This window comes from Streptomyces gossypii (assembly GCF_025165795.1).
In the GTDB taxonomy this organism is placed as follows: domain Bacteria; phylum Actinomycetota; class Actinomycetes; order Streptomycetales; family Streptomycetaceae; genus Streptomyces; species Streptomyces gossypii.
Genome location: NZ_JAJAGO010000019.1, coordinates 103,769 through 128,201, shown reverse-complemented (window position 1 = coordinate 128,201; position 24,433 = coordinate 103,769). Strand labels below are relative to the sequence as shown.

Annotated in this window: 23 protein-coding genes; 18 read left to right on the top strand and 5 right to left on the bottom strand. The window is 71.5% G+C overall.

Going from position 1 to position 24,433, the window contains the following annotated elements; genetic code table 11:
* Window positions 1–14 precede the first annotated feature (14 nt).
* The 3 genes from LHJ74_RS31185 (at window position 15) to LHJ74_RS31175 (ending at window position 3,053) form a co-directional block, all read left to right on the top strand.
* The gene (locus LHJ74_RS31185; RefSeq protein ID WP_260221641.1) at window positions 15–839 is read left to right on the top strand and encodes a lysophospholipid acyltransferase family protein; all 825 of its coding nucleotides are present in this window, start codon (window positions 15–17) and stop codon (window positions 837–839) included.
* Window positions 836–1,837 carry an NAD(P)H-dependent glycerol-3-phosphate dehydrogenase gene (locus LHJ74_RS31180; protein WP_260221639.1) on the top strand — a complete coding sequence of 334 codons (1,002 nt, stop codon included), beginning with the start codon at window positions 836–838 and terminating at the stop codon, window positions 1,835–1,837. Before LHJ74_RS31185 ends, LHJ74_RS31180 begins: the two co-directional genes overlap by 4 nt.
* Window positions 1,838–1,916: 79 nt before the next feature.
* Window positions 1,917–3,053, top strand: a complete 1,137-nt coding sequence (locus tag LHJ74_RS31175; RefSeq protein WP_260221636.1) for a D-alanine--D-alanine ligase family protein — start codon at window positions 1,917–1,919, stop codon at window positions 3,051–3,053.
* A 58-nt stretch (window positions 3,054–3,111) separates the two neighbouring features.
* Here LHJ74_RS31175 and LHJ74_RS31170 read toward each other — a convergent pair whose 3' ends face one another.
* Together LHJ74_RS31170 and LHJ74_RS31165 are read right to left on the bottom strand one after the other, a co-directional pair.
* Window positions 3,112–3,618 (bottom strand): DUF3515 domain-containing protein, encoded by a 507-nt coding sequence (locus LHJ74_RS31170; RefSeq protein WP_260221635.1) that lies wholly within the window; start codon window positions 3,616–3,618, stop codon window positions 3,112–3,114.
* Window positions 3,619–3,638: 20 nt separating this feature from the next.
* Complete coding sequence (locus LHJ74_RS31165; protein ID WP_260221634.1) at window positions 3,639–3,872, bottom strand: Lrp/AsnC family transcriptional regulator; 234 nt, start codon at window positions 3,870–3,872, stop codon at window positions 3,639–3,641.
* Window positions 3,873–4,009: 137 nt separating this feature from the next.
* On the opposite strand from LHJ74_RS31165, the gene LHJ74_RS31160 reads away from it, so the two are divergent.
* A complete protein-coding gene (locus LHJ74_RS31160; RefSeq protein WP_260221633.1) occupies window positions 4,010–5,008 on the top strand; it encodes a thiamine-phosphate kinase in 999 nt (332 codons plus the stop codon).
* Window positions 5,009–5,081: 73 nt separating this feature from the next.
* Complete coding sequence (gene thiD / locus LHJ74_RS31155; protein WP_260221632.1) at window positions 5,082–5,897, top strand: bifunctional hydroxymethylpyrimidine kinase/phosphomethylpyrimidine kinase; 816 nt, start codon at window positions 5,082–5,084, stop codon at window positions 5,895–5,897.
* Window positions 5,898–6,041: 144 nt separating this feature from the next.
* On the opposite strand, the gene rpmB is transcribed toward thiD, so the two are convergent.
* Entirely contained in the window at window positions 6,042–6,227 is a 186-nt protein-coding gene (gene rpmB, locus LHJ74_RS31150; protein WP_027751466.1) for a 50S ribosomal protein L28, read from the bottom strand.
* A gap of 433 nt (window positions 6,228–6,660) precedes the next feature.
* On the opposite strand from rpmB, the gene LHJ74_RS31145 reads away from it, so the two are divergent.
* The 9 genes from LHJ74_RS31145 (at window position 6,661) to mutM (ending at window position 16,099) form a co-directional block, all read left to right on the top strand.
* Complete coding sequence (locus tag LHJ74_RS31145) at window positions 6,661–8,394, top strand: fatty acid kinase ATP-binding subunit FakA (protein WP_260221631.1); 1,734 nt, start codon at window positions 6,661–6,663, stop codon at window positions 8,392–8,394.
* A gap of 46 nt (window positions 8,395–8,440) precedes the next feature.
* Window positions 8,441–10,735 carry an ATP-dependent DNA helicase RecG gene (recG, locus tag LHJ74_RS31140; protein WP_260221630.1) on the top strand — a complete coding sequence of 765 codons (2,295 nt, stop codon included), beginning with the start codon at window positions 8,441–8,443 and terminating at the stop codon, window positions 10,733–10,735.
* Between the two features lie 165 nt (window positions 10,736–10,900).
* Window positions 10,901–11,500 carry a 16S rRNA (guanine(966)-N(2))-methyltransferase RsmD gene (rsmD, locus tag LHJ74_RS31135; protein WP_260221629.1) on the top strand — a complete coding sequence of 200 codons (600 nt, stop codon included), beginning with the start codon at window positions 10,901–10,903 and terminating at the stop codon, window positions 11,498–11,500.
* 56 nt (window positions 11,501–11,556) lie between these two features.
* On the top strand, window positions 11,557–12,036 hold the full coding sequence (gene coaD / locus LHJ74_RS31130) for a pantetheine-phosphate adenylyltransferase (RefSeq protein WP_260221628.1): 480 nt from the start codon (window positions 11,557–11,559) through the stop codon (window positions 12,034–12,036).
* Window positions 12,037–12,089: 53 nt separating this feature from the next.
* A complete protein-coding gene (locus tag LHJ74_RS31125) occupies window positions 12,090–13,301 on the top strand; it encodes a cell division initiation protein (RefSeq protein WP_260221627.1) in 1,212 nt (403 codons plus the stop codon).
* Between the two features lie 221 nt (window positions 13,302–13,522).
* Entirely contained in the window at window positions 13,523–14,086 is a 564-nt protein-coding gene (locus tag LHJ74_RS31120; protein ID WP_260221625.1) for a YceD family protein, read from the top strand.
* Window positions 14,087–14,088: 2 nt separating this feature from the next.
* Window positions 14,089–14,262 carry a 50S ribosomal protein L32 gene (gene rpmF, locus LHJ74_RS31115; RefSeq protein WP_027751459.1) on the top strand — a complete coding sequence of 58 codons (174 nt, stop codon included), beginning with the start codon at window positions 14,089–14,091 and terminating at the stop codon, window positions 14,260–14,262.
* Window positions 14,263–14,281: 19 nt separating this feature from the next.
* The gene (rnc, locus tag LHJ74_RS31110; protein WP_260221623.1) at window positions 14,282–15,112 is read left to right on the top strand and encodes a ribonuclease III; all 831 of its coding nucleotides are present in this window, start codon (window positions 14,282–14,284) and stop codon (window positions 15,110–15,112) included.
* Between the two features lie 54 nt (window positions 15,113–15,166).
* Window positions 15,167–16,099 (top strand): bifunctional DNA-formamidopyrimidine glycosylase/DNA-(apurinic or apyrimidinic site) lyase, encoded by a 933-nt coding sequence (mutM, locus tag LHJ74_RS31105; protein WP_260221622.1) that lies wholly within the window; start codon window positions 15,167–15,169, stop codon window positions 16,097–16,099.
* Here mutM and LHJ74_RS31100 read toward each other — a convergent pair.
* Window positions 16,035–17,000 carry a CAP domain-containing protein gene (locus tag LHJ74_RS31100; RefSeq protein WP_260221621.1) on the bottom strand — a complete coding sequence of 322 codons (966 nt, stop codon included), beginning with the start codon at window positions 16,998–17,000 and terminating at the stop codon, window positions 16,035–16,037. The genes mutM and LHJ74_RS31100 overlap by 65 nt on opposite strands.
* A gap of 184 nt (window positions 17,001–17,184) precedes the next feature.
* On the opposite strand from LHJ74_RS31100, the gene LHJ74_RS31095 reads away from it, so the two are divergent.
* From LHJ74_RS31095 to ftsY, 4 genes are all read left to right on the top strand, one after another.
* The gene (locus LHJ74_RS31095) at window positions 17,185–17,475 is read left to right on the top strand and encodes an acylphosphatase (RefSeq protein ID WP_260221620.1); all 291 of its coding nucleotides are present in this window, start codon (window positions 17,185–17,187) and stop codon (window positions 17,473–17,475) included.
* Between the two features lie 299 nt (window positions 17,476–17,774).
* A complete protein-coding gene (locus LHJ74_RS31090; RefSeq protein ID WP_260221619.1) occupies window positions 17,775–17,981 on the top strand; it encodes a hypothetical protein in 207 nt (68 codons plus the stop codon).
* 291 nt (window positions 17,982–18,272) lie between these two features.
* The gene (gene smc, locus LHJ74_RS31085) at window positions 18,273–21,902 is read left to right on the top strand and encodes a chromosome segregation protein SMC (protein WP_260221618.1); all 3,630 of its coding nucleotides are present in this window, start codon (window positions 18,273–18,275) and stop codon (window positions 21,900–21,902) included.
* 564 nt (window positions 21,903–22,466) lie between these two features.
* Complete coding sequence (ftsY, locus tag LHJ74_RS31080; protein WP_260221617.1) at window positions 22,467–23,672, top strand: signal recognition particle-docking protein FtsY; 1,206 nt, start codon at window positions 22,467–22,469, stop codon at window positions 23,670–23,672.
* A gap of 31 nt (window positions 23,673–23,703) precedes the next feature.
* Here the strand turns inward: ftsY and LHJ74_RS31075 are convergent, their stop codons facing one another.
* The gene (locus LHJ74_RS31075) at window positions 23,704–24,399 is read right to left on the bottom strand and encodes a bifunctional DNA primase/polymerase (RefSeq protein WP_260221616.1); all 696 of its coding nucleotides are present in this window, start codon (window positions 24,397–24,399) and stop codon (window positions 23,704–23,706) included.
* Between the last annotated feature and the right edge of the window lie 34 nt (window positions 24,400–24,433).

Sequence of the window (24,433 nt, the reverse complement as noted above, 5' to 3'; positions counted from 1 at the left end):
GAGATGGTGTCCCGGTGTCCCGCCGCAGAATCGGCTTCTGGTACCGCCTCGCTGCGGTTGTGGCGAAACCGCCGCTTGTGGTGTTCTTCAAGCGGGACTGGCGTGGAATGGAACACATTCCGGCCGACGGCGGCTTTATCACCGTCGTCAATCACAACTCGTATCTCGACCCTCTGTCGTACGCCCACTTCCAGTACAACACCGGTCGCGTCCCGCGATTCCTGGCGAAGGTCGCGCTCTTCAAGGCGGGGGCCGTCGGCTCGTTCATGCGTGGTGCCGGGCAGATCCCGGTCTACCGCGAATCAGCGGACGCCGTCGGAGCCTTCCGTGCCGCGGTCGAGGCGATCAACGACGGCGAATGCGTCGCCTTCTACCCGGAGGGCACACTCACCCGCGACCCCCACATGTGGCCGATGGAGGGCAAGACGGGTGCCGCCCGTGTCGCCCTGCTGACCAAGGCGCCCGTGATCCCCGTCGCCCAGTGGGGCGCCAACCTCGCGGTGCCGCCGTACGCCCGCCCCAAGGAATTCCGGTTCCTGCCGCGCAAGACCCTCACCGTGCAGGCCGGCCCACCCGTCGACCTCTCCGAGTTCTACGGGTGCGAACCGACCGCGGACGTGCTGCGCGCCGTCACCGACACCCTCATGGACGCGCTCACCGTGCAGCTCGCCGAGATCCGCGGTGAGCCCGTACCCGTTGAGCGGTACACCCACCGCAGCCGGGCCGCCGAGCGGCGCACCGACGGGGAACCCGACCGGGACACGCCCGCACGGGCGGCAGAGGCACCCGGAAGAACAGAAGAGACGGCCCGAAAGGCCGAAGAAGGAGAGAAAGCGTGACGCGAGCCGCTGTCTACGGCACCGGGTCCTGGGGCACGGCCTTCGCCGTGGTGCTGGCCGACGCCGGATGCGACGTGACCCTGTGGGGTCGCCGCTCCGGACTCGTCGACACCGTCAACGCAACCCGCACCAACCCGGACTATCTGCCGGGCGTCGAAATCCCCTCTTCCGTCACCGCCACCACCGACCCGGCCCGTGCGGCGCGGGACGCGGAATTCACGGTTCTCGCCGTGCCGTCGCAGTCCCTGCGCGCCAACCTGGAGCACTGGACCCCGCTGCTGCACCCCGGCACCGTGCTGGTCTCCCTGATGAAGGGCGTCGAGCTCGGTACCGCCGAGCGGATGAGCGAGGTCATCGCGGAGGTCACCGAAGCGGGCCCGGAGCGGATCGCGGTGCTCAGCGGTCCCAATCTGGCGAAGGAGATCGCCGCACGGCAGCCCGCCGCCTCGGTCGTCGCCTGCCGCGACGCCTCCGTGGCCCGGCGGCTCCAGACGGCCTGCCACACCCCTTACTTCCGCCCGTACACCAACACCGACGTCGTCGGCTGCGAACTCGGCGGTGCGGTCAAGAACGTCATCGCGCTGGCCGTCGGCATCGCGGAGGGCATGGGACTCGGCGACAACGCCAAGGCCTCGCTGATCACCCGCGGTCTGGCCGAGACCACCCGGCTCGGTCTGGTGATGGGCGCCGACGCGCACACCTTCGCCGGTCTCGCGGGCATGGGCGACCTCGTGGCCACCTGCTCCTCGCCGCTCTCGCGTAACCACACCTTCGGCACCAACCTCGGCCGGGGGATGACACTGGAGGAGACGATCGCGGTCACCCGGCAGACCGCCGAGGGCGTCAAGTCCTGCCAGTCGGTGCTCGATCTGGCACGGCGCCACGCCGTGGACATGCCGATCACCGAGACGGTGGTGAGCATCGTGCACCAGGGCACGCCGCCACTGGTCGCGCTCAAGGAACTGATGTCGCGCAGCGCCAAGGCCGAGGGCGTCTGACGGGGCGTCGGCCGCCGGCTCCCGGCCGGTGCGCCGCCGCCCTTCCGCGCGCCGTACGAGGCGGTAAAGTCAGGACGATATGAGCAGCCACAGCCCCACCTCCAAGCCCCGGGTCGCCGTCGTGTTCGGCGGCCGCAGTTCCGAGCACGCGATCTCCGTGGTCACCGCCGGCGCCGTACTGCGCGCCATCGACCGGGAGAAGTACGAGGTGCTGCCGATCGGCATCACCTCGGACGGCAGCTGGGCGCTGACCGCAGACGATCCCGAGCGGATGGCCATCGCCGACCGGCAGCTGCCCAGCGTGGCGGATCTCGCCGAATCGGACGGCGGTGCCGTGCTGCTGCCGGTGGAGCCCGGCAGCCGCGAGGTCACCCTCACCGAGCCCGGACAGGTGCCCAAGGCGCTGGGCGAAGTGGACGTCGTCTTCCCCGTGCTGCACGGCCCGTACGGCGAGGACGGCACGCTCCAGGGGCTGCTGGAGCTCTCCGGGGTGCCGTATGTGGGTGCCGGGGTGCTGTCCTCGGCCGTCGGCATGGACAAGGAGTACATGAAGCGGATCTTCACCTCCTTCGGGCTGCCGGTGGGCCCGTATGTGACGGTCCGCCCCCGCGAGTGGGAGACGGACCCGGCAGCGGCCCGCAAGAAGATCGTGGACTTCGCCGGTGACCACGGCTGGCCGGTGTTCGTGAAGCCCTCCCGTGCCGGTTCCTCGATGGGCATCACCAAGGTCGCCGCACTCGGCGGCCTGGACGAGGCGGTCGAGGAGGCCCGCCGGCACGACCCCAAGATCATTGTGGAGTCGCTGCTGAGCGGCCGTGAGATCGAGTGCGGTGTGCTGGAGTTCGAGGACGGCCCGAGGGCGAGCGTCCCGGCCGAGATCCCGCCGGCCACCGCGCACGACTTCTACGACTTCGAGGCGAAGTACATCGACTCGGCTGCCGGGATCGTGCCCGCCCCGCTGACCGAGGAGCAGACGGCGCGGGTCCGGGAGCTGGCCGTCAGCGCCTTCGAGGCCGCCTCCTGCGAAGGGCTCGTCCGCGCGGACTTCTTCCTCTGCGACGACGGCGAGTTCGTCATCAACGAGATCAACACGATGCCCGGCTTCACGCCCATCTCGATGTATCCGAGGATGTGGCAGGAGACTGGCGTCGGCTACGCCGAGCTGGTCGACCGGCTCATCCAGGCGGCCCTGCGCCGCCGGACAGGGCTGCGCTGAGGCGGAGCTGAGGCCTGAGCCGGGCGCGGCGGGCGGTGCGCCGTACGCCGCGCCGCGGCTACTTCTCCGTCTTCGGCACGGACGCCCGCAGGGCCTTTGCCAGGTCCGGCAGCGCCCCGATTTCCGGAGCGTAGTCGTCGGGCACCGTCACCTCCACGAACGCGTCACGGCCCGTGGCGGTGAAGCGGTATCCGCCGTCGCGCGGTTCGATCAGCCAGTGGACGCCGTTCACTTCGGCCTGGTCGGCGAGGGGGTTGTAATGTTCACTTCCGGGCGTGAGCACCTCGGGCCGCGGCACTCCACAGCGCAGCTCGATGGCGGGATCGCCCCAGGCGGCGGTGTACTTCGAGGCGGGGTCGAGTTCGGCCCGGTCCTCCGCGTTGACGCGCCCCGGCAACTCCCCGTGCAGCGCCCGGCAGGCCCCGGCGGCCTTTCCGGATGGGCTGGGGACTGCCGGGCCGGCGCTGTCACCCGAAGACCAGCAGCCCGCGAGTGTGATCACCGGAGCGAGAGCGAGCGGGAGAACCGACCACCGGCGAGGTACGCGTTCATGTGCGGATCTCATCGAGCGAGCATACGGGGGAGCTACAGATGGACCACTGGGCAGGTCAGGGTACGTGTGATGCCGTCCACTTGCTGGACTTTGGCCACCACCAGTCGACCGAGTGCGTCGACGGTTTCGGCCTGGGCACGCACGATCACGTCGTACGGACCCGTCACGTCTTCGGCTTGGATCACTCCAGGCACCTTGGCGATGACTTCGGCGACGGTCGACGCTTTGCCGACCTCGGTCTGGATCAGGATGTATGCCTGTACCACGGAACCTCCAGGGCGGGTACGAGGATCATGGGGGGAAACGGGTCGCTACGGTACCGCGTCCCCACCCGCGTCGGGGAGACCTGCGGGAGTGCCGGGAACGGCGGGTTGACGTCATTGGAACGTGAAGGGGCAGTCGTATGCTGAGTACTCCCGGGGGACGCCCCCATACCCCCAGTACCGTGGCGGAACTGGGGGAGTTCGGCCTCATCCGGGAGCTCACCTCCCGGCTCACCACGACTCCGGCCGTACGCATCGGGCCCGGGGACGACGCGGCGGTCGTCACGGCGCCGGACCGCCGCGTGGTGGTCAGCACGGACATTCTGCTCGAAGGGCGTCATTTCCGGCGTGACTGGTCCACGGCCTATGACGTCGGCCGCAAGGGCGCGGCGCAGAACATGGCCGACATCGCGGCCATGGGCGCCGTTCCCACCGCGCTCCTCGTCGGCCTGGTGGTGCCGGCCGAACTGCCGGTGAACTGGCCGACGGAGCTGATGGACGGCATCCGCGACGAGGCACAGGTCGCCGCCGCGGCCGTGGTGGGCGGCGACGTCACCCGCGGCGACACCATCACCGTGGCGATCACCGCGCTGGGCGACATGCGCAACCACGAGCCAGTCACCCGGTCCGGCGCGCGCCCCGGCGACGTGGTGGCCGTCACCGGCTGGCTGGGCTGGTCCGCGGCCGGGCACACGGTGCTCTCACGCGGCTTCCGGTCGCCCCGCGCCTTCGTGGAGGCGCACCGTCGGCCCGAACCGCCCTACCACGCAGGACCGGCGGCGGCGGCGCTCGGCGCGACCGCGATGACCGACGTCAGTGACGGACTGGTCGCCGATCTCGGACACATCGCGGAGTGCAGCAAGGTCCGCATCGACGTGCGTTCCGGGGAACTGGACGTTCCCGCGCAGATGTTTGACATCGGCCAGGCGGTCGGTGTCGACCCGCTCCAGTGGGTGCTGACCGGAGGAGAGGACCACGCCATCGTGGCCACCTTCCCGCCGGACCAGAAGCTGCCCGCGCGCTGGCGCACAATCGGCGAGGTGCTCGCGCCGTCGGCGCTGCCGCACGTGACGGTGGACGGCGCTCCCTGGGACAAGGCCGGAGGCTGGGACCACTTCGGGGACACCCTGGAGCCCTGAACGGCCCGCCCCGGCCCGCCGGTGGACGGGGGCAGTGACCGCCGCACTGTGCATCCGCACTAGGTTCGTACGCATGAGCGCACCTGCACGTGTCATGACCGTCGCCGGATCCGACTCCGGCGGCGGCGCGGGAATCCAGGCCGACCTCAAGACCATGCTGGCGTTCGGCACCCACGGCATGAGCGTGCTCACCGCCGTCACGGCGCAGAACTCGCTGGGCGTGCAAGGCGCCTGGGAACTCCCCGCGGAGGCCGTGGAAGCCCAGTTCCGCAGTGTCGTCGACGACATCGGCGTGCAGGCGGTCAAGACCGGAATGCTCTCTTCCGCCCTACTCGTCGAAACAGTCGCCGGGCTGCTGGGCGGGATCACGGCCCCCGTGGTCATCGACCCGGTCGGAGTCTCCAAGCACGGGGACGCGCTGCTCGCCTCCGACGCGCTGGAGGCCGTCCGCTGCGGGCTGCTGCCGACCGCGACCGTCGCCACGCCCAACCTCGACGAGGTCGAACAGCTCACCGGTGTGCGGGTCGACACCGAGGCGGATCTGCGGACCGCCGCCGAGGCCGTACTCGCCCACGGGCCCCGGTGGGCCCTGATCAAGGGCGGCCACCTGCGCGCAGACGCGGTCGACCTGCTCACGGACGGCACTGAGGAGCACTGGCTGCGGGCGCCGCGTCAGGACAACCGCCACACACACGGCACCGGCTGCACCCTGGCGTCCGCCGTCGCGGCGGGGCTGGCGACGGGACGGTCGGTGCCGGAGGCGGTGCACGAGGCCAAGGAGTACGTCACCGGCGCGATCGCGGCGGGTTTCGCGCTGGGCGGGGGGATCGGGCCGGTCGACCACGGTTGGCGCTTCAGGAAGCCCGCGGTGGGCCGTGGGACCGAATGACTGGTAATCCCCGTGTGGCGGTGTGCCCGTATGCCGAGCTGGCGCCGCCCGCCCGGTCGGCAGTCGCCGCGGGGGACACGGAAAAGCCGGCCCACCCGAGGGCGGACCGGCTTCGCAGCAACCAGCGAGGTGGCCGCGCTGACGTCAGCGCGAGACCTTGCCGGCCTTGATGCACGAGGTGCAGGCGTTGAGCCGCTTCGGCGTCCCGCCGACCACGGCACGCACGCGCTGGATGTTGGGGTTCCAGCGACGCGGCGTACGGCGGTGCGAGTGGGAAATGCTGTTGCCGAAGCCCGGCCCCTTGCCGCAGACGTCGCAGTTGGCAGCCACGGGACACTCCAAAGACTTCAGATGTGCTTACGGTGAATCCCGGCGTCGCAGAATCAGAGATGACCGGCTGTGCCAGGGAGAATTCCTGCCCGATTCACTCAGGCAACCGGAGCAGCATACAACGGGTGCTGGTGAAGGGCGAAACCCGCCTCGGCTCCCCGGCCGCACCGGGAGCCGGCCCGGCACCGCCAGGGCCGTGTACGAGCAGCCCGCCATCCGGCGGAATCCGCCCCGTGACCAGGCCAGTGGCCTGGCGGCCGGCCGCCGGACGGGCTGGTTCGCGGGACCGCCGGGCCAAGCAGCACCGGCGCTGCGGTGGAGACTTCCCGCGCCGCCGTGTGGTCACCCGCCGCCCAGGACGGCGCTACGTTGAAGGCACGCCCCGGTCCGTACCGGAACCACCCCGCTCCCTCTGCAGCAAGGAGGCCCGCACGTGCCGGGACAGTTCGACTCCACCGCCGTACGGAAGTGGTGCGCGCTCGCGCTCGCCGCACTCGAACGCGAGCGCGCGGAGATCGACGCGATCAACGTCTACCCGGTCGCGGACGGCGACACCGGCAGCAACCTCTGCCTGACCCTGGAGGCGGCGGACAGCGCCGTACGGGCCGCCCCGCACCCTTCGGCCGCGGACGCGCTCGGCGCCATGGCGCACGGAGCGCTCCTGGGCGCCTGCGGGAATTCCGGCACCATTCTGGCCCAGCTGCTCCGGGGCTTCGCCGAGGTGTACGCGCAGACGCCGCCGGGCCCGCCGGCCACCCCCGGTGTGCCCGGCGGTGAGGACGAGACGCCTCCGGACGGCGCCGCGCTGCTGCGCAGGGCACTGCGCCGGGCCGCGGACGCGGCCTACGGGGCCGTGGCCCGCCCCGTCGAGGGCACCATGCTGACCGTCGCCGAGGTGGCGGCCGAAGCGGCGGACGGTGCGGACGCGGCGGAGGTCGCCCGAGCCGCGCACACGGGCGCCCGCAGGGCACTCGCCGCGACGACGGGGCAGCTCGGCGCCCTGGCCCGCGCGGGGGTGGTGGATGCCGGGGGCCGCGGGCTGGTCAACGTACTCGGCGCGCTGGCGGAGGCGCTCGGGGCCGCGCCGGACGCCGCTGCGCCCCCGCCCCCCGCTGCTCAGCCGGACGACACCGCTGCCCCGGCCGACGGAGCCGCCGCGCCCGCCGCTGCCGCCACGTCGCGGGGGCCGCGGACGGGGCCAGCGTTCGAGGTGATGTACCTCCTCGACGCCGAGGACACGGTCGTACCCGGGCTGCGTACGGTGCTGGACCAGCTCGGTGACTCACTGGTCGTCGGCGGCGGCGACGGGCTGTGGAATGTGCATGTGCACGTGGACGATGCCGGGGCGGCGATCGAGGCCGGAATCGAGCGGGGCCGTCCGCACCGCGTCCGGGTCACCGCACTCACCGGGGACGGCGACCACGCCGACAGCCACAGCCACAGCCACAGCGACGGCCACAGCCACGGCCACCACCGGGACACTCACCTCCGCCGCGACGTCGCGCCCCGCGCCGTCGTCGCCGTGGTCCAGGGAGACGGGCTCGCGGCGCTCTGCGAGGACGCGGGCGCGACGGTCGTACGTGCCGCAGACGGCCCCGAGGCCGCGCTGACCGACGCGATCCGGCGAGCGATCAAGCGTGCGGGCCCGCACGAGGTCGTGCTGCTGCCCAACGATCCCGACCTCCAGAACACCGCCGCCCGCGCCGCGCAAGAGGCCCGCACCGCCGGGATACGCACCGCCGTGATCCCCACCCGCGCCGCCGTCCAGGGCATCGCGGCGCTCGCCGTGCACGACCGGAGCCGGCGGTTCGACGAAGACGTGGTCGCCATGACTTCGGCCGCCGCCGCCACCCGCTACGGCGAAGTCGCCCTCGCGGAGCGCCAGTCGTGGACCACGGCGGGCGTCTGCCAGGCGGGCGACGTGCTGGGACTCGTCGAGGGCGATGTCGCGGTCATCGGCTCCGACATCGACCAGGTCGCTGCCGACGTGCTCGAACGCATGCTCGCCGCAGGCGGCGAGATGGTCACGCTGGTACTCGGCGCCGACGCCCCCGCCGGGCTCGCCGACCGGCTGCGGGAGCACGTACGGCGCGGGCATCTCGCCGTCGACACGGTGGTGCACGAGGGCCGCCAGCGGTCGGGGCCCCTGCTGATCGGCGTCGAGTAGACCGGGCGCGCGGTCCGCCGCGGAACAGGGGGTTCGTGTCAGTCCCATGGTGTGCAATGGGACTGTGCTCTCGCTCGACGAACCCCTCAAGAAGGCCCTCGGCGGCAACACCGCGAAGGTGCTGGCCGACCAGCTCGACCTGCACACGGTCGGCGATCTGCTGCATCACTACCCGCGCAGGTACGCCGAGCGGGGCGAGCTGACCCGGCTCGCCGAACTGCCCCTGGAGGAGCATGTCACCGTGGTCGCGCGGATCGCCGATGCCCGCGTGCACACCTTCAACCGGGGCAAGGGCCAGCGGCTCGAGATCACTCTCACCGACGGCAGCGGCCGCCTCCAGCTCGTGTTCTTCGGGCGCGCCGTGTACGCCAACAAGCAGAAACTGCTGCCCGGCCGCCGGGGCATGTTCGCGGGCAAGGTCGGGATCTTCAACCGCAAGCTCCAGCTGTCCCACCCGGACTACAAGCTGCTCGACGACGAGTCCGACCAGCAGACCGTGGAGAAGTTCGCCACCGAACTGCTGCCGCTCTATCCGGCCTGCAGGCAACTGGAGTCGTGGAACATCGAGCAGGCCGTCGACACGGTGCTGACCTCGATGGAGGCCACCGGCTGGGCTGCGCTGACCGATCCGCTGCCGCCCTCGCTGCGCGAGGAACGCGGGCTGATCACCCTTCCGGAGGCCTTCCGCAAGGTGCACCGGCCCCGCTCCAAGGCGGACATCGCCGAGGCCAGGGAGCGGCTGAAGTGGGACGAGGCGTTCGTCCTCCAGGTCGCCCTGGCCCGCCGCCGCCTCGCGGCCGGCGAGTTGCCCGCCCTCCCGCGCCGCCCGGTACCCGGCGGCCTGTTGGACGCCTTCGACGCCACCCTGCCGTTCACCCTCACCGAGGGCCAGCGGCAGGTGAGTGCGGAGATCTTCGCCGATCTCGCCACCGACCACCCCATGCACCGGCTGCTCCAGGGCGAAGTGGGCTCCGGCAAGACGATGGTCGCACTGCGGGCGATGCTCAACGTCGTGGACGCGGGCGGTCAGGCGGCGATGCTCGCCCCCACGGAGGTGCTGGCACAGCAGCATCACCGTTCCATCACCGAGATGATGGGCGAGCTGGCCGAGGGCGGCATGCTCGGAGGCGCCGAACAGGGCACCAAGGTGGTGCTGCTCACCGGTTCCATGGGGGCACCCGCCCGCCGCCGCGCACTGCTGGACTTGGTGACGGGTGAGGCGGGAGTCGTCATCGGCACACACGCCCTGATCGAGGACAAGGTGCAGTTCCACGACCTCGGGCTCGTCGTCGTGGACGAACAGCACCGGTTCGGCGTCGAGCAGCGCGACGCGCTGCGCTCCAAGGGCAAGCAGCCCCCGCACCTGCTGGTGATGACGGCGACCCCGATCCCGCGCACGGTGGCGATGACCGTCTTCGGCGATCTGGAGACCTCGGTGCTGGACCAGCTGCCGGCGGGGCGGCTGCCGATCTCCAGCCATGTCGTGCCGGCGGCGGACAAGCCGCACTTCCTCGCCCGTACCTGGGAGCGGGTGCGGGAGGAGGCGGAGGCGGGTCATCAGGCGTACGTCGTGTGTCCGCGCATCGGTGACGAGGAGGAGTCCGCGCGCCGGACCGGCAGGGCCGGGGAGGACGGCGCGGGGGAGGAGGGCGCGGGGGAGGAGGACGGCGCCGGGAGCGAGGACGGCGCCGGGAGCGAGGCCGGTGCCGGCGGCGAGGCCGGGAAACGGCCGCCGCTGGCCGTGCTGGACTTGGTCGGCGGGCTGTCCGCCGGTCCGCTGAAAGGGCTGCGCGTCGAAGCCCTGCACGGCCGGATGCAGCCGGACGCGAAGGATGACGTGATGCGCCGCTTCGCAGCCGGTGAGGTGGACGTGCTCGTCGCCACGACCGTCATCGAGGTGGGTGTCAACGTCCCCAACGCCACCATCATGGTGATCATGGACGCGGACCGGTTCGGCGTCTCCCAACTGCACCAGTTGCGCGGCCGAGTCGGCCGGGGCGCCGCCGCGGGGCTCTGCCTGCTGGTGACCGAGATGCCGGAGGCGGCCCCGGCCCGCGCCAGGCTGGCGGCCGTCGCCGGCACGCTCGACGGCTTCGAGCTCTCGCGCATCGATCTCGAGCAGCGGCGCGAGGGCGACGTCCTGGGCGAGGCCCAGTCCGGGACGCGCTCGTCGCTGCGCATGCTGACCGTGATCGACGACGAGGAAGTGATCGCGGCGGCCCGCGCGGAGGCGACGGCGATCGTCTCCGCCGACCCCCAGCTGACGAGCCTGCCGGAGCTCCGCACGGCCCTGGACTCCCTCCTGGACTCCGAACGGGAGGACTACTTGGACAAGGGATGACAAAGCCGACACGTCGGTCCGACGCGTCGCACCGGGCGGGCGGGGGCCGGTGCCCGGCGTGCGACGCCATATCGTGGGAGCACGCGCCCCCGCGCGCGGCGGCACGTCCGATCCGTCCGGCGGCCTTCCCAGGCCACCGCAGCCTCCCGACGAAGGACCCATCCCATGACCCGCGTGATCGCCGGTGCGGCCGGCGGCCGACGGCTGGCCGTGCCGCCCGGCACCGGCACCCGGCCCACCTCCGACCGGGCCCGCGAGGGTCTGTTCTCCAGCTGGGAGGCGCAGCTCGGCGGCGCGTCCGCCTGGCAGGGCCTGCGCGTGATGGATCTGTACGGCGGCTCGGGCGCGGTCGGTCTCGAAGCGCTCTCCCGCGGCGCCGCACACGTCCTGCTGGTCGAGGCGGACGCCCGCGCGGTGCGGACGATCCGGGCGAACGTCACCGCCCTCGGCCTCCCCGGTGCCGAGGTCCGCTCGGGCAGGGTGCAGCAGGCACTCGCGGGACCGGCCCCGGCCGAGCCGTATGGCCTGGTCTTCCTCGACCCGCCCTACGCCGTCCGGGACGACGATCTCCGCGAGATACTGCTCACACTCCGCTCGGAGGGGTGGCTGACCGGCGGCGCACTGGCCACCGTGGAGCGCAGCACCAGAGGCGGCGCGTTCCACTGGCCCCCCGGTTTCGAGGGACTGCGGTCCCGCCGTTACGGCGAGGGGACCCTTTGGTACGGTCGCGCAGCCGAACGGGAAGTTACTCCTGAGTCATGCTGAGAGCTGCCGGGGGCGGCCCCCACACCCCTCATCGTCCGGAGAGCGAGGAGACGCCAGTGCGTCGCGCGGTCTGTCCGGGGTCCTTCGACCCCATCACCAATGGCCATCTCGACATCATCGGCCGGGCCTCCAAGCTCTACGACGTGGTGCATGTCGCCGTGATGATCAACAAGTCGAAGCAGGGCCTCTTCACGGTCGACGAGCGCATCGATCTCATCCGGGAGGTCACCTCGGCTTACGGAAACGTCCAGGTCGAGGCGTTCCACGGACTCCTTGTCGACTTCTGCAAGCAGCGCGACATCCCCGCGATCGTCAAGGGGCTCCGGGCGGTCAGCGACTTCGACTACGAACTGCAGATGGCCCAGATGAACATGGGGCTTTCCGGCGTCGAAACCCTGTTCGTGCCGACCAACCCCACCTACTCCTTCCTCTCGTCCAGCCTGGTCAAGGAGGTCGCGGCCTGGGGCGGCGACGTCTCCCATCTGGTGCCGGCGCCGGTCCTGGACGTACTCGCCGAGCGGCTCGCCAGACCCTGAGCTTCTGCGATCCGGTGCCGGTGCCGAGCCCGCTGGCCGTAGAGTCGTCCCCCGTGGACGTACAGCAGAGACTCGACGAGATCGTGGCGACCGTCGACGGCGCCCGTTCGATGCCCATGTCGGCCTCCTGCGTGGTGAACCGGGCCGAGCTGCTCACGATGCTGGAGGAAGTGCGCGAGGCCTTGCCCGGCTCGCTCGCCCAGGCGCAGGAGCTGCTCGGCGGCCGGGAGCAGATGGTCGCCCAGGCCCAGGAGGAGGCCCAGCGGATCATCGAGACGGCGCAGGCGGAGCGCGGCTCGCTCGTCTCCGGTACGGAGGTCGCGCGGTACAGCCAGGACGAGGCCGACCGGATCGTGGCGGAGGCCCGCCGGGAGGCGGCGGAGATCCGTGCCGAGGCCGACGACTACGTCGACAGCAAGCTGGCGAACTTCGAGGTCGTGCTCAGCAAGACCATGGGCTCGGTGGAGCGCGGCCGGGAGAAGCTGCTGGGCAGCGGCCCGGGCGCCGACCAGTACGGCCAGCAGTACGCCGAGGACGCTCCGGAGCGCACTGCCGACCCCGCCGAGCTGCGGCAGCGCGCGGACGCGTACGTGGACGCCCGGCTGGGCTCCGTCTCGGCGGTTCTCGGCAAGACGCTGGAGGCGGTGGGGCGCGGCCGTCAGAAGCTGCTGGGCCACAGTCCGAACGATGACCTGGGCGCGCACATGGCCGCACAGGACGGTGCCGGCATCGGGCAGCTGCCGCACACGAGCGACGCGGACTACCTGGCCGGGCTTGCCGAGATTCCCGGGCCGCGGGCGGAGATGCCGCAGCCGGAGGTCGCGCGGCAGGAGATCCCGCCGCAGGCGCCCTCGCACGGCATGCCACCGCAGCCGCCGGCGGCGCCGCAGATCCCGCCGCAGCCGACAGCGGACCCGTACTACGCGCAGCAGGCGCAGGAGCAGGCCCAGATGCAGCAGATGCAAGCCCAGCAGATGCAAGCCCAGCAGGGCGGCTACTACGACCAGCAGAACGCGTACTACGACCAGCAGCAGGCCGCCGGGTACTACGGACAGCAGCCGGCGCACGGCTATACCGACCCGTCGCAGCAGGGGTACGACCCGCAGTACGACCCGCAGTACTACCCGCAGCCCCAGGAACCTCAGCACCAGCAGTCGTACCAGCAGCAGGCCGCCGCCCTCGACGAGACCAGCCTCTTCGACACGAGCATGATCGACCTGAACCAGGTGCGGCAGTACGAGGAACGGTACGACCAGGGCCGTTGACCGCCGCCGCCCGCCCCGTCGCCCGCACCCGATTGGGCCAGGGGCCGACCGTCCAGTATTCTCGTTTACCGGTTGCGCGTACACCCGTGCTGCTGGCTGCCCGGACTCACTGTCCCGGCCGCCAGACCGTCCGTAGAAAGCAGGAAGCCCTGAACATCTCCCTCGACCACCGTGCCCCGCTTGTGTTCGACACACGCGAGCTGGGGCGGCGGCCAGGTGCGATGAAGCAGGTCTCCCGCACGGTGCAGGCCCCGAAGAATCTCGCCATCGAGGTCATCGGAGTGCCTGAGGGCGCGACCGTGGAGCTGGACCTCCGCCTGGAGTCGGTGATGGAAGGTGTGCTTGTCACGGGCACCGCCAGTGCACCGCTGCGGGGGGAGTGCGTAAGGTGTCTGGAACCGCTCGAGCAGCGATGTGAGGCGGAGTTCCAGGAGTTGTTCTCCTACCCCGACGCCGACGACCGGAGCCGCCCTGTGGCGGAACCCGGCGACGACGCCGAGGAGGAGGACACCTTCTTCCTCGAGGCCGATCTCTTCGACCTCGAGCCCGTGCTGCGGGATGCGGTGGTGCTCTCACTGCCGCTGCAGCCGGTGTGCCGGGAAGACTGCCCCGGTCTGTGTCCCGAGTGCGGGGTGCGGCTGGCGGACGACCCGGACCACAGGCATGACGAGGCCGTCGACATCCGTTGGGCGGCACTGCAGGGACTCGCCGGAACCATCCGGGACGGCGAGAAGGACGACCAGAGCGGCGCCGCACCGGACGCCGACGAGAAGCAGGAGAAGTAGCCGTGGCTGTTCCGAAGCGGAAGATGTCGCGCAGCAACACGCGCCACCGCCGGTCGCAGTGGAAGGCTGCGGTCCCCAACCTGGTGAAGTGCGAGCGCTGCCAGGAGCCGAAGCTTCAGCACATCGCGTGCCCGAGCTGCGGCACCTACAACAAGCGTCAGGTCCTAGAGGTCTGATCGGCGGGTGACACGCTCCATGGCAGACGCCATCACGCCAGGCAGTCCCCCGCGTCGCAGCGGGGGTTCACCGGCACCGGCGGATCTGGCGGACGCGTCGTCGTCACACACGCTGCTGGAAGGGCGGCTCGGGTATCGGCTCGAGTCCGCCCTTCTCGTGCGTGCGCTGACGCATCGCTCGTTCGCGTATGAGAACGGCGGCCTGCCCACCAACGAGCGCCTCGAGTTCCTCGGGGACTCGGTGCTAGGCCTGGTCGTCACGGACACGCTGTACCGGATCCATCCCGACCTCCCCGAGGGACAGCTCGCCAAGCTGCGCGCGGCAGTCGTCAACTCCCGGGCGCTCGCCGAGGTGGCGCGCGGGCTCGACCTCGGCGCGTTCATCCGACTGGGGCGCGGTGAGGAGGGCACCGGCGGCAGGGACAAGGCATCGATCCTCGCCGACACGCTGGAGGCCGTCATCGGCGCGGTCTATCTCGATCAGGGACTCGGTGCCGCCTCCGAGATGGTGCACCGGCTCTTCGATCCCCTGATCGAGAAGTCGTCCAGCCTCGGCGCCGGACTGGACTGGAAGACCAGCCTCCAGGAACTGACGGCTGCCGAGGGGCTCGGGGTTCCCGAGTACGTCGTCACCGAGACCGGCCCGGATCACGAGAAGATCTTCACGGCTGCCGCCCGCGTCGGTGGTGTCGCGTACGGCACCGGCACCGGCCGCAGCAAGAAGGAAGCGGAACAGCAGGCGGCAGAGGCCGCGTACCGCGGGATCCACGCGGCCACCGAAGCGGCGCCGGAGGACACCACCGTCGCCGAGGCGGACGGCAGCGGCGCGGACGACACGGTGGACGCCTGACACCACTGCCGCGACCACGTACCGCACCCCTCACCGATCTCGCGGAGGAGAGTCATGCCTGAGCTTCCCGAGGTCGAGGTGGTGCGGTGCGGCCTGCAGCGCTGGGCCTGCGGACGGACGATAGCGGGGGTGGAGGTGCTTCACCCCCGCGCCATCCGCAGGCACACCGCGGGTGCGGAGGATTTCGCCGACCAGCTCATCGGGCAGTCGTTCGATCCGGCGAGGCGGCGCGGGAAGTATCTGTGGCTGCCGCTCGCCGACACCGGTGCTGCGGTGCTCGCCCATCTGGGCATGAGCGGCCAGTTGCTCATCCAGCCCCGGTCGGTGCCCGACGAGAAGCATCTGCGCGTCCGCATCAGCTTCTCCGATCCGGCTCCGCCCCCGGCCGGCGAGACCGAACTGCGCTTCGTCGACCAGCGCACTTTCGGAGGCCTCTCCCTGCACCCGGTGAGCCCCGACTCCTCCGACGGCCTGCCCGACGTGATCGCCCATATCGCCAGGGACCCGCTGGACCCGGCGTTCGACGACGCGGTCTTCCACTCCGCGCTGCGCGCCCGGCGGACCACGGTCAAGCGCGCGCTGCTTGACCAGTCCCTGATCAGCGGCGTGGGCAACATCTACGCCGATGAGGCGCTCTGGCGGGCCAGACTGCACTACGAGCGGCCGACCGCCACGCTCACCCCCGCCCGCAGCACGGAACTGCTCACCCACGTCCGCAGCGTGCTGACGGAGGCCCTCGCCGCCGGCGGCACCAGCTTCGACAGCCTGTACGTCAACGTCAACGGCGAATCCGGCTACTTCGAACGCTCGCTCGATGCCTACGGCCGCGAGGACGAGCCCTGCCGCCGCTGCGGGACGGCGATGCGCCGCCGCCCGTGGATGAACCGCTCCAGCTTCTACTGCCCGCGCTGCCAGCGACCGTTCAGAAGCCGAAGTTCTGCGTCCACCACGGCCCGCCCGGTGCGAAGTGGGCTCCCACGCCCATAGTCCGGTAGTCGCAGTTGAGGATGTTGGCACGGTGGCCAGGGCTGTTCATCCAGGAGTCCATCACCGACTGGGCGTTCGCCTGACCGCGCGCTATGTTCTCGCCACCCAGATCGCTGATGCCCGCGGCCTTCGCCCGGTCCCAGGGGCTCTTTCCGTCGGGCGTGGTGTGCGAGAAGAAGCCGCGCGCGGCCATGTCCTCGCTGAAGTCGGCGGCGAAGCCCGCCAGGGTCGGATCGGCGGTCACCGGCTCGCAGCCCGCGCGGGCGCGTTCCTGGTTGACCAGGGTGAGCACCGCGGCCTCGGCAGCTGCCTCCCCGCCGGGGTCTCCGGAATCCGTGTCACCGAGGGGCTTCGCGGTCTCCTCAGCCGGGGGCGGCGGGTCGTCCTCGTTCTTCTCGGCCCCGCCCTCCGCGTCCTCGGAGGAGGACTCGTCGCGCGTGGGAGCGGGCGTGGACTCCGGCTTGGGCTTGGAGGACGGGGCGGCGGGGTCCTTCGTTTCGGCCTCTTCTGAGGGAGCGGAGGAGGGCCGGGCCTCGCGTCCGTCGTTCCGTCCTGGTCCGCCGGTGCCGTGCTCCTCGCTCGGGGCCGAGGACGGGCCGCCCTGGGTGGCGAGATCGGACGGGCTGACCCCGTCCGCCCGGACCTTGTCGCTCGGGTCCCGGGAGTCGGCCAGCGTGTAGCCGCCCGGCCCGGGTATCAGCCCGGAAGACACCCCGACGGCTCCCATGGCCACCGCGGCCGAGATGCCCAGCAGCCCCGTACGCACCGGCGCGGCGCGCCGCTTGCGGTGAGATCCGCGGTGTCGCCCGCCGTCGTGCGCCTCCGGCGCTCCGTGCGTGCCGGCCGTCGCGTGGACGGAGGGATCGGAAGCGTGCGGCGTGGCGCGTCCGTGGCGGCCCATCTCTGCCGTCCTCACATGCTCGGCGTCTCAGGCGTTCACCCGTCCGGGTGAACCTGTTTGACCGGGGAGACTACGGCATGAGGCGGGTGGCCCAGGTGCCACTCGGGGAATTGTCCCGATAGCGTGCGCCTCGTGCCTGCATGGTGAGTGACAACTGTGAGCCGGAAACTGTGAGCGAGAAACTGTGAGTGAGAACGAGGACCAGGTCCGGATGACCGCCTGGGTGCGCGGCCAGGTCCAGGGGGTGGGCTTCCGCTGGTTCACCCGTGCCGCGGCGTTGCGCATCGGCGGTCTTGCGGGCTTCGCGGCCAATCTCGGCGACGGCAGGGTGCAGGTGGTGGCCGAGGGCGGGCAGGACCGCTGCGACGCCCTGCTCGAGTGGCTGCGTACCGGCGACACGCCCGGCCGGGTCGACGGTGTCACTGAGATCTGGGACACACCGAGAGGCGGTTATGACGGGTTCGAGACCCGGTGATCCAGGGGTGTCCCAGAATTGGTTGCCAATTCTGGCCTGCCGTGGAAGGCTGCCGACACAAGTGATCTACGAGCCCTCGCGAGCGGCCGTCTCCGGCGAGTGAACGCCGTTGAGTCAGGACCGCCCGGCCGTCGGGGTGTGATCGTGTTGACCGTCAATCCTTTTGGTGAGACGCTGGAAAAACCCCGCGCACCACGGAAGTCTGCCCCTGGAGTAAGCCCCGGAGCAGGCATCGCGGGTGCGATTCCCTGACGACCCACACCGTACGGTCGGTCACTCATTGTGGAGGACCATCCATCATGGCAAAGGCGCTTCTCGGTTACGTCGGCGGTTCCGACCCCCGAGTCCTCGCCGAGATGCGACGGCTTCAGCAGCGCGTCCAGGATCTGGAATCCGAGCTCGTGCGGATCCAGGCCGAAAACGACGCGCTGTCGGCTGCCGCACGACACGGCGACTCGCTGCTCGAAAGCATCGACGTATCCACGGCGGAGCCTGCGCTGACCTGACTCAGCCCCACGGGCCAGTCGGGTACGGCGTTGCCATCCGCTCAGATACCTCAAGGGACGCTCCGGCGTCCCTTCGTCGTTTCCGCTTGCCCCTGTCGCCCCCGGTAACCGTTTGTTCGCATGCTGCTTACCGTCTGATGTGCCCTGCGCCCTCCGCGTCCAAACCCCAATGCCCCTCCCGGCCTGCGGCCCCCTGCGTGCGGTGTGTCCTGAGCGGCGCGCGCCTGAGCGGCGCGGCGGGACGGGCAGGGGACGGCGCCGGGGGAGGGGCGAGAGGTAGAGTCCGACGCCGTGCACCTCAAGAGCCTGACCCTGCGGGGGTTCAAGTCCTTCGCTTCTGCCACCACGCTGCGCTTCGAGCCCGGAATCACCTGCGTGGTCGGTCCGAACGGCTCCGGGAAGTCCAACGTCGTGGACGCGCTGTCCTGGGTCATGGGCGAGCAGGGCGCCAAGTCGCTGCGCGGCGGCAAAATGGAGGACGTCATCTTCGCCGGGACGACGGGGCGGCCGCCCCTGGGCCGTGCCGAGGTCTCGCTCACGGTCGACAACGCCGACGGCGCGCTCCCGATCGACTACTCCGAAGTCACCCTCACCCGGATCATGTTCCGCAACGGCGGCAGTGAATACCAGATCAACGGAGACACCTGCCGGCTGCTGGACATCCAGGAACTGCTCTCGGACTCCGGCATCGGCCGGGAGATGCACGTCATCGTCGGCCAGGGCCAGCTCGACTCCGTCCTGCACGCCGACCCGACCGGTCGCCGCGCCTTCATCGAGGAGGCGGCCGGTGTGCTCAAGCACCGCAAGCGCAAGGAGAAGGCGCTGCGGAAGCTCGACGCCATGCAGGCGAACCTCGCCCGGGTTCAGGACCTGACCGACGAGCTGCGCCGCCAGCTCAAGCCACTCGGCCGGCAGGCCGCGGTCGCCCGTCGGGCGCAGGTCATCCAGGCGGATCTGCGGGACGCCCGGCTCCGGCTGGTCGCCGACGACCTGGTGACGCTGCGCCGGGCACTGAGCGCCGAGATCGCGGACGAGGCGGCGCTCAAGGAAAGCAAGGAGACGGCCGAGGCCCGGCTGAAGGCGGCCCGGCAGCGGGAGGCCGATCTGGAGCAGCAGGTACGCACCCTGGCCCCCCGTCTGCAGCGTGCCCAGCAGACCTGGCACGAGCTCTCCCAGCTCGCCGAGCGGGTACGCGGCACCGTCAGCCTGGCGGACGCCCGGGTCAAGAGCGCGAGCGCGCGCCCCGAGGAGGAACGGCGGGGCCGCGACCCGGAGGACATGGAGCGGGAGGCGGCCCGCATCCGCGAGCAGGAGGCGGAACTCGAAGCAGCGCTGGAGGCCGCCTCGACAGCCCTGGAAGACACCGTTTCCCACCGGGCCGGGCTGGAGCGCCAGTTGCAGGAGGAGGACCGGCGGCTCAAGGACGCGACCCGGGCCCTCGCCGACCGCCGGGAGGGTCTGGCCAGGCTGCACGGGCAGGTGAACGCCGCCCGCAGCCGCGCGGCGTCGGCCCAGTCCGAGATCGACCGGCTGGCGACCGCCCGGGAGGACGCCGAGAACCGCGCCGCCATCGCGCAGCGGGAGTACGAGGCGCTCCAGTCGGAAGTCGACGGCCTGGACAGCGCAGACGAGGACCTCGCGGAGCGGCACGAGGCGGCCAAGCGGGCGCTCGCGGAGGCCGAGGCCGCCCTCACCGAAGCGAGGGACGCCGCCAACACGGCGGAGCGCGGGCGCGCCGCCACCTCCGCCCGCCACGACGCGCTGGCGCTGGGACTCCGCCGCAAGGACGGCACCGGTGCTCTGCTGGACGCCCGGGACCGGCTCAGCGGAGTACTCGGACCCGCGGCGGAACTGCTGAAGGTGCAGCCGGGCTTCGAAGTCCCGGTGGCGGCGGCACTCGGCGCCGCCGCCGACGCGCTGGCAGTCGAGGACCCGGGTACGGCGGCCGAGGCGCTGCGGCTGCTGCGCAAGAATGACGCCGGCCGAGCGGCACTGCTGCTGGGCACGGCCGAGGCGCGGGACGCGGCGGCGCCGGAGGCGGCGGGAACAACGGGCGCGACCGACGCGACGCGGGCCCCGGACACGACGCGGGGCCCCGAGGGGGCGGGCGGCGCGTCAGCCCTCCGCGCCGTCGCCCTCGTACAGGCACCCGGCCCGCTGATGCCCGCGCTGCGGACGCTGCTGCGCGGCGTGGTGGTCGTCGGCACGCTGGAGGACGCCGAGGAGCTGGTCAGGGCCCGGCCGGAACTGGTCGCCGTCACCGGCGAAGGCGATCTGCTCGGCGCGCACTTCGCGCAGGGCGGCTCGGCGGGCGCGCCCAGCCTGCTGGAGGCCCAGGCCGCCGTCGACGAGGCCGCCGCCGAGCTGAAGTCGCTGGCCATCCGTTGCGAGGACACCGCGAGACAGCAGGAGCGGGCAAAGGAGCGCCGCCAGGAGTGCTCCGTGCTGCTGGAGGAGCTGAGCGGCAGGCGCAGCGCGGCGGACCGGGAGAAGTCGCAGGTCGCCGGGCAGCTGGGGCGGCTCGGCGGCCAGGCGCGGGCGGCGGCGGGCGAGGCTGAGCGGTCCGCGGCAGCCGTCGCCAGGGCCGAGGAGTCGCTGATGCGGGCGACGGAGGAGGCCGAGGAGCTGGCCGAGCGCCTGGCGGTGTCGCAGGAGGCGCAGCAGGACGAGACGGAGCCGGACACCTCCGTACGCGACCGGCTGGCCGCCGACGGCGCCAACGCACGGCAGACGGAGATGGAGGCGCGGCTCCAGGTCCGTACTCACGAGGAGCGGGTCAAGGGCCTCGCGGGCCGTGCGGATTCACTCGACCGGGGAGCGCGGGCCGAGCGCGAGGCGCGGGCGCGGGCGCAGCAGCGGCGTGCCCGGCTGCGGCACGAGGCGGAGGTCGCCGCCGCGGTGGAGAGCGGCGCCCGCCAGCTCCTCGCGCATGTCGAGGAGTCGCTCCGGCGGGCCCAGCAGGAGCGGGAGACGGCGGAGGCGGCCAAGGCGGCGCGGGAACGGGCGCTCGTCGCCGCACGGAACGAGGGCCGGGAGCTGAAGGACGAGCTGGACAAGCTCACCGACTCGGTACACCGGGGCGAGGTGCTGGGGGCGGAGAAGCGGCTCCGGATCGAGCAGCTGGAAACCAGGGCACTGGAGGAGCTGGGCGTCGAACCCGCCGGCCTCGTCAGCGAGTACGGGCCTGACCAGCTGGTGCCGCCCTCGCCGCCGGCGGAGGGGGAGGAGCTTCCCGAGGACCCCGGGCATCCGCGCAACAGTCCGGTGCCCTTCGTGCGGGCCGAGCAGGAGAAACGACTGAAGGCGGCGGAGCGCGCGTACCAGCAGCTGGGGAAGATCAACCCGCTGGCGCTGGAGGAGTTCGCGGCGCTGGAGGAGCGCCACCAGTTTCTCAGCGAGCAGCTGGAGGACCTGAAGAAGACCCGCGCCGACCTGCTTCAGGTGGTGAAGGAGGTCGACGAGCGGGTCGAACAGGTCTTCACGGAGGCGTATCACGACACGGCACGTGAGTTCGAAGGAGTGTTCTCGCGGCTCTTCCCGGGTGGTGAGGGACGTCTGGTGCTCACCACGCCGGACGACATGCTGGCCACCGGAGTCGACGTCGAGGCCAGGCCCCCCGGCAAGAAGGTCAAGCGGCTCTCGCTGCTCTCCGGCGGCGAGCGCTCGCTGACGGCCGTCGCGCTGCTCGTGTCGATCTTCAAGGCGCGCCCGAGCCCGTTCTATGTGATGGACGAGGTCGAGGCTGCGCTGGACGACACGAACCTGCAGCGGCTGATCGGGATCATGAAGGAGCTGAAGGACAGCTCGCAGCTGATCGTCATCACCCATCAGAAGCGCACAATGGAGGTCGGCGACGCTCTCTACGGCGTCTCCATGCAGGGCGACGGCGTCTCGAAGGTGATCAGCCAGCGGCTGAGCTGAACCTCATCTCTGTTCGGGGCTCACCTTCACAGATTGAACACGACCTGTGTGACGGATCCTGAGGTGCACCTCGCTCACCTTCCTGCTTTGCCGGCTGATGCAGCCGGACACGGACTCGCCACGGACGCAGTACGGACTCAGCCACGCATCCGGGGATGCACACACAGCATTTCTGGTGGCACCACGAGTGATTCCCCCCGAGACCCCTTGACTTAGACACTTGAAGGAATATTCTCAGCACGTCGCTTTTATCTTCAAAAGCGTGGGAGGAGGCGGGCACCATCCCCGCCGCCGTCTCCTCCGCATGATGCCGCCCCGGCTCAGTCCCGAGCCGGGGCGGCATCTGCATGCGGCCCCTCCCCGACGCGGCCGAGCACCCGTCGGCACGGCGACCCTCTGATGGAATACTGGGTCGCGTCGTGACTCCTCCCCTCCGAGGAGGGGATTCCCACTCGGCCGTCCCGACGGCCTCATGACGGCCAAGCCCAGACCGCTGCCCGGAGGCAGACGGCCCTCATATTTCACGTACCGGCTCAGCTGGTGGGTTTGTTCTGAAAGGCGCCGATGGACATCGTCATCCTTGCCCTAGTCATCGCCGTGGTCGCGCTCGCCGCGATCGCCGGACTCGTGGTCACCGGCCGCAGGAAGAAGGCCGTCGAGTCCCGGGAGCCCGCCGCCCCCACCACCGCGCCGCCCGCCGAGCCGCAGATCGGTGAGGACGCGGAGACCTCCGTGGAGGAGTCGCGCAGAACGATCGACGAGGTCGGCCTGCCCGATACCGATGTACGGGAGGCCCCGCCCGTCGTCGCTCCGCCCGCCCCCGAGATCGAGATCCCGGAACCCGCTGCGGGCCGCCTCGTACGGCTGCGCGCCCGCCTCTCGCGCTCCCAGAACTCCCTGGGCAAGGGCCTGCTGACCCTGCTGTCACGGGAGCGCCTGGACGAGGAGACCTGGGAGGAGGTCGAGGACACGCTGCTCACCGCGGACGTCGGCGTCGCCCCCACCCAGGAACTTGTCGAGGCGCTGCGCGAGCGCGTGAAGGTACTCGGTACCCGCACCCCTGAGGAACTGCGCGCGCTGCTGCGCGACGAACTGGTGAAGCTCGTCGGTGAGGACCTCGACCGTACGGTGCACACCGACACCCGCGGGACTGTGGACCGGCCGGGCGTTGTGCTCGTGGTCGGCGTCAACGGCACCGGCAAGACCACCACCACCGGCAAGCTGGGCCGCGTGCTGGTGGCAGACGGCAAGTCCGTCGTGCTGGGTGCGGCCGACACCTTCCGCGCCGCGGCAGCGGACCAGCTCCAGACCTGGGGCGACCGCGTGGGTGCCCGCACCGTCCGGGGGCCGGAAGGCGGAGACCCGGCCTCGGTCGCCTTCGACGCGGTCAAGGAAGGCACCGAGGAAGGCGCGGACGTCGTGCTGATCGACACCGCGGGCCGGCTGCACACCAAGACCGGCCTCATGGACGAGCTGGGCAAGGTCAAGCGCGTCGTCGAGAAGCACGGCCCGGTGGACGAGGTGCTGCTGGTGCTGGACGCCACGACCGGGCAGAACGGTCTGGTGCAGGCGCGAGTGTTCGCCGAGGTCGTAAACATCACGGGCATCGTGCTCACCAAGCTCGACGGTACGGCCAAGGGCGGCATCGTGGTGGCGGTCCAGCGGGAGCTGGGCGTACCGGTCAAGCTGGTCGGTCTCGGTGAGGGAGCGGACGATCTGGCCCCGTTCGAGCCGGGAGCGTTCGTGGACGCGCTCATCGGCACGGAGTGAGACGTGGGCGGTGCCCGGTGCCACCGGGGCGTCAGTCGCCCGAGCGGTGGCAGACGTACGCGAGAGTCCCGAGCAGCAGCCGGGCCTCCGGGGGATACGCGGCGCGCTCCGGACTCGGCGGGCGCAGCCAGCGCACCGCGCCCAGACCGCCGAGGTCGGAGGGCGGCGCGGTGATGTGCTCGCCCGCGCCGAGCCCGCGCAGATCGATCCCCGCGTCGTCCCAGCCCATGCGGTAGAGCAGCTGGGGAAGCTCGGCCGCCGCGCCCGGAGCGACCAGGAACCAGGCTCGCCCGTGCGGCGCGAGGGCCACCGGGCCCAGCGGAAGCCCCATCCGCTCCAGTCGGGCGAGCGACTGCCTGCCGACCGCCTCGGACACCTCCAGGACGTCGAAGGCCCGCCCGGTCGGCAGCAGCAGGGCCGCCCCCGGCACTTGGCCCCACGCCTCGGTGACCTCGTCCAGAGTCGCCCCCGCATGAACCTCCAGAGCGGCGTCCAGCGGATGCGCGCCGGGCGCGGGGCAGCAGTCGGCGCCGCAGGAGCATCTCGTGCGGCCGCCGCCGCGCGCGGCACGGGCCCCCGGTACCACGGGCCAGCCCCACAGCCCGGCGTACTCCGCGACGGCGACGCACTCCGAGGCGCGGCTTCGGCGCCGTGATCCCGGGCGCAGCTCACGAATGTCACGGATATCCCGGATGCCGCTGCCGATGGCGCCGATCGTGAAGCCCATGCTCCCTCCAACGGGTCCTGGGTGCTGATGGTTA

Coding starts and splice junctions, on each gene's coding strand:
- LHJ74_RS31120 (WP_260221625.1), top strand. CDS start 13,523: ATGAAGCAGGTCTCCCGCACGGTGCAGGCCCCGAAGAATCTCGCCATC.
- thiD (WP_260221632.1), top strand. CDS start 5,082: ATGAGCGCACCTGCACGTGTCATGACCGTCGCCGGATCCGACTCCGGC.
- ftsY (WP_260221617.1), top strand. CDS start 22,467: ATGGACATCGTCATCCTTGCCCTAGTCATCGCCGTGGTCGCGCTCGCC.
- LHJ74_RS31170 (WP_260221635.1), bottom strand. CDS start 3,618: ATGAGATCCGCACATGAACGCGTACCTCGCCGGTGGTCGGTTCTCCCG.
- recG (WP_260221630.1), top strand. CDS start 8,441: ATGGTGTGCAATGGGACTGTGCTCTCGCTCGACGAACCCCTCAAGAAG.
- mutM (WP_260221622.1), top strand. CDS start 15,167: ATGCCTGAGCTTCCCGAGGTCGAGGTGGTGCGGTGCGGCCTGCAGCGC.
- LHJ74_RS31175 (WP_260221636.1), top strand. CDS start 1,917: ATGAGCAGCCACAGCCCCACCTCCAAGCCCCGGGTCGCCGTCGTGTTC.
- rsmD (WP_260221629.1), top strand. CDS start 10,901: ATGACCCGCGTGATCGCCGGTGCGGCCGGCGGCCGACGGCTGGCCGTG.
- LHJ74_RS31100 (WP_260221621.1), bottom strand. CDS start 17,000: ATGGGCCGCCACGGACGCGCCACGCCGCACGCTTCCGATCCCTCCGTC.
- rnc (WP_260221623.1), top strand. CDS start 14,282: ATGGCAGACGCCATCACGCCAGGCAGTCCCCCGCGTCGCAGCGGGGGT.
- LHJ74_RS31075 (WP_260221616.1), bottom strand. CDS start 24,399: ATGGGCTTCACGATCGGCGCCATCGGCAGCGGCATCCGGGATATCCGT.
- LHJ74_RS31160 (WP_260221633.1), top strand. CDS start 4,010: ATGCTGAGTACTCCCGGGGGACGCCCCCATACCCCCAGTACCGTGGCG.
- LHJ74_RS31090 (WP_260221619.1), top strand. CDS start 17,775: ATGGCAAAGGCGCTTCTCGGTTACGTCGGCGGTTCCGACCCCCGAGTC.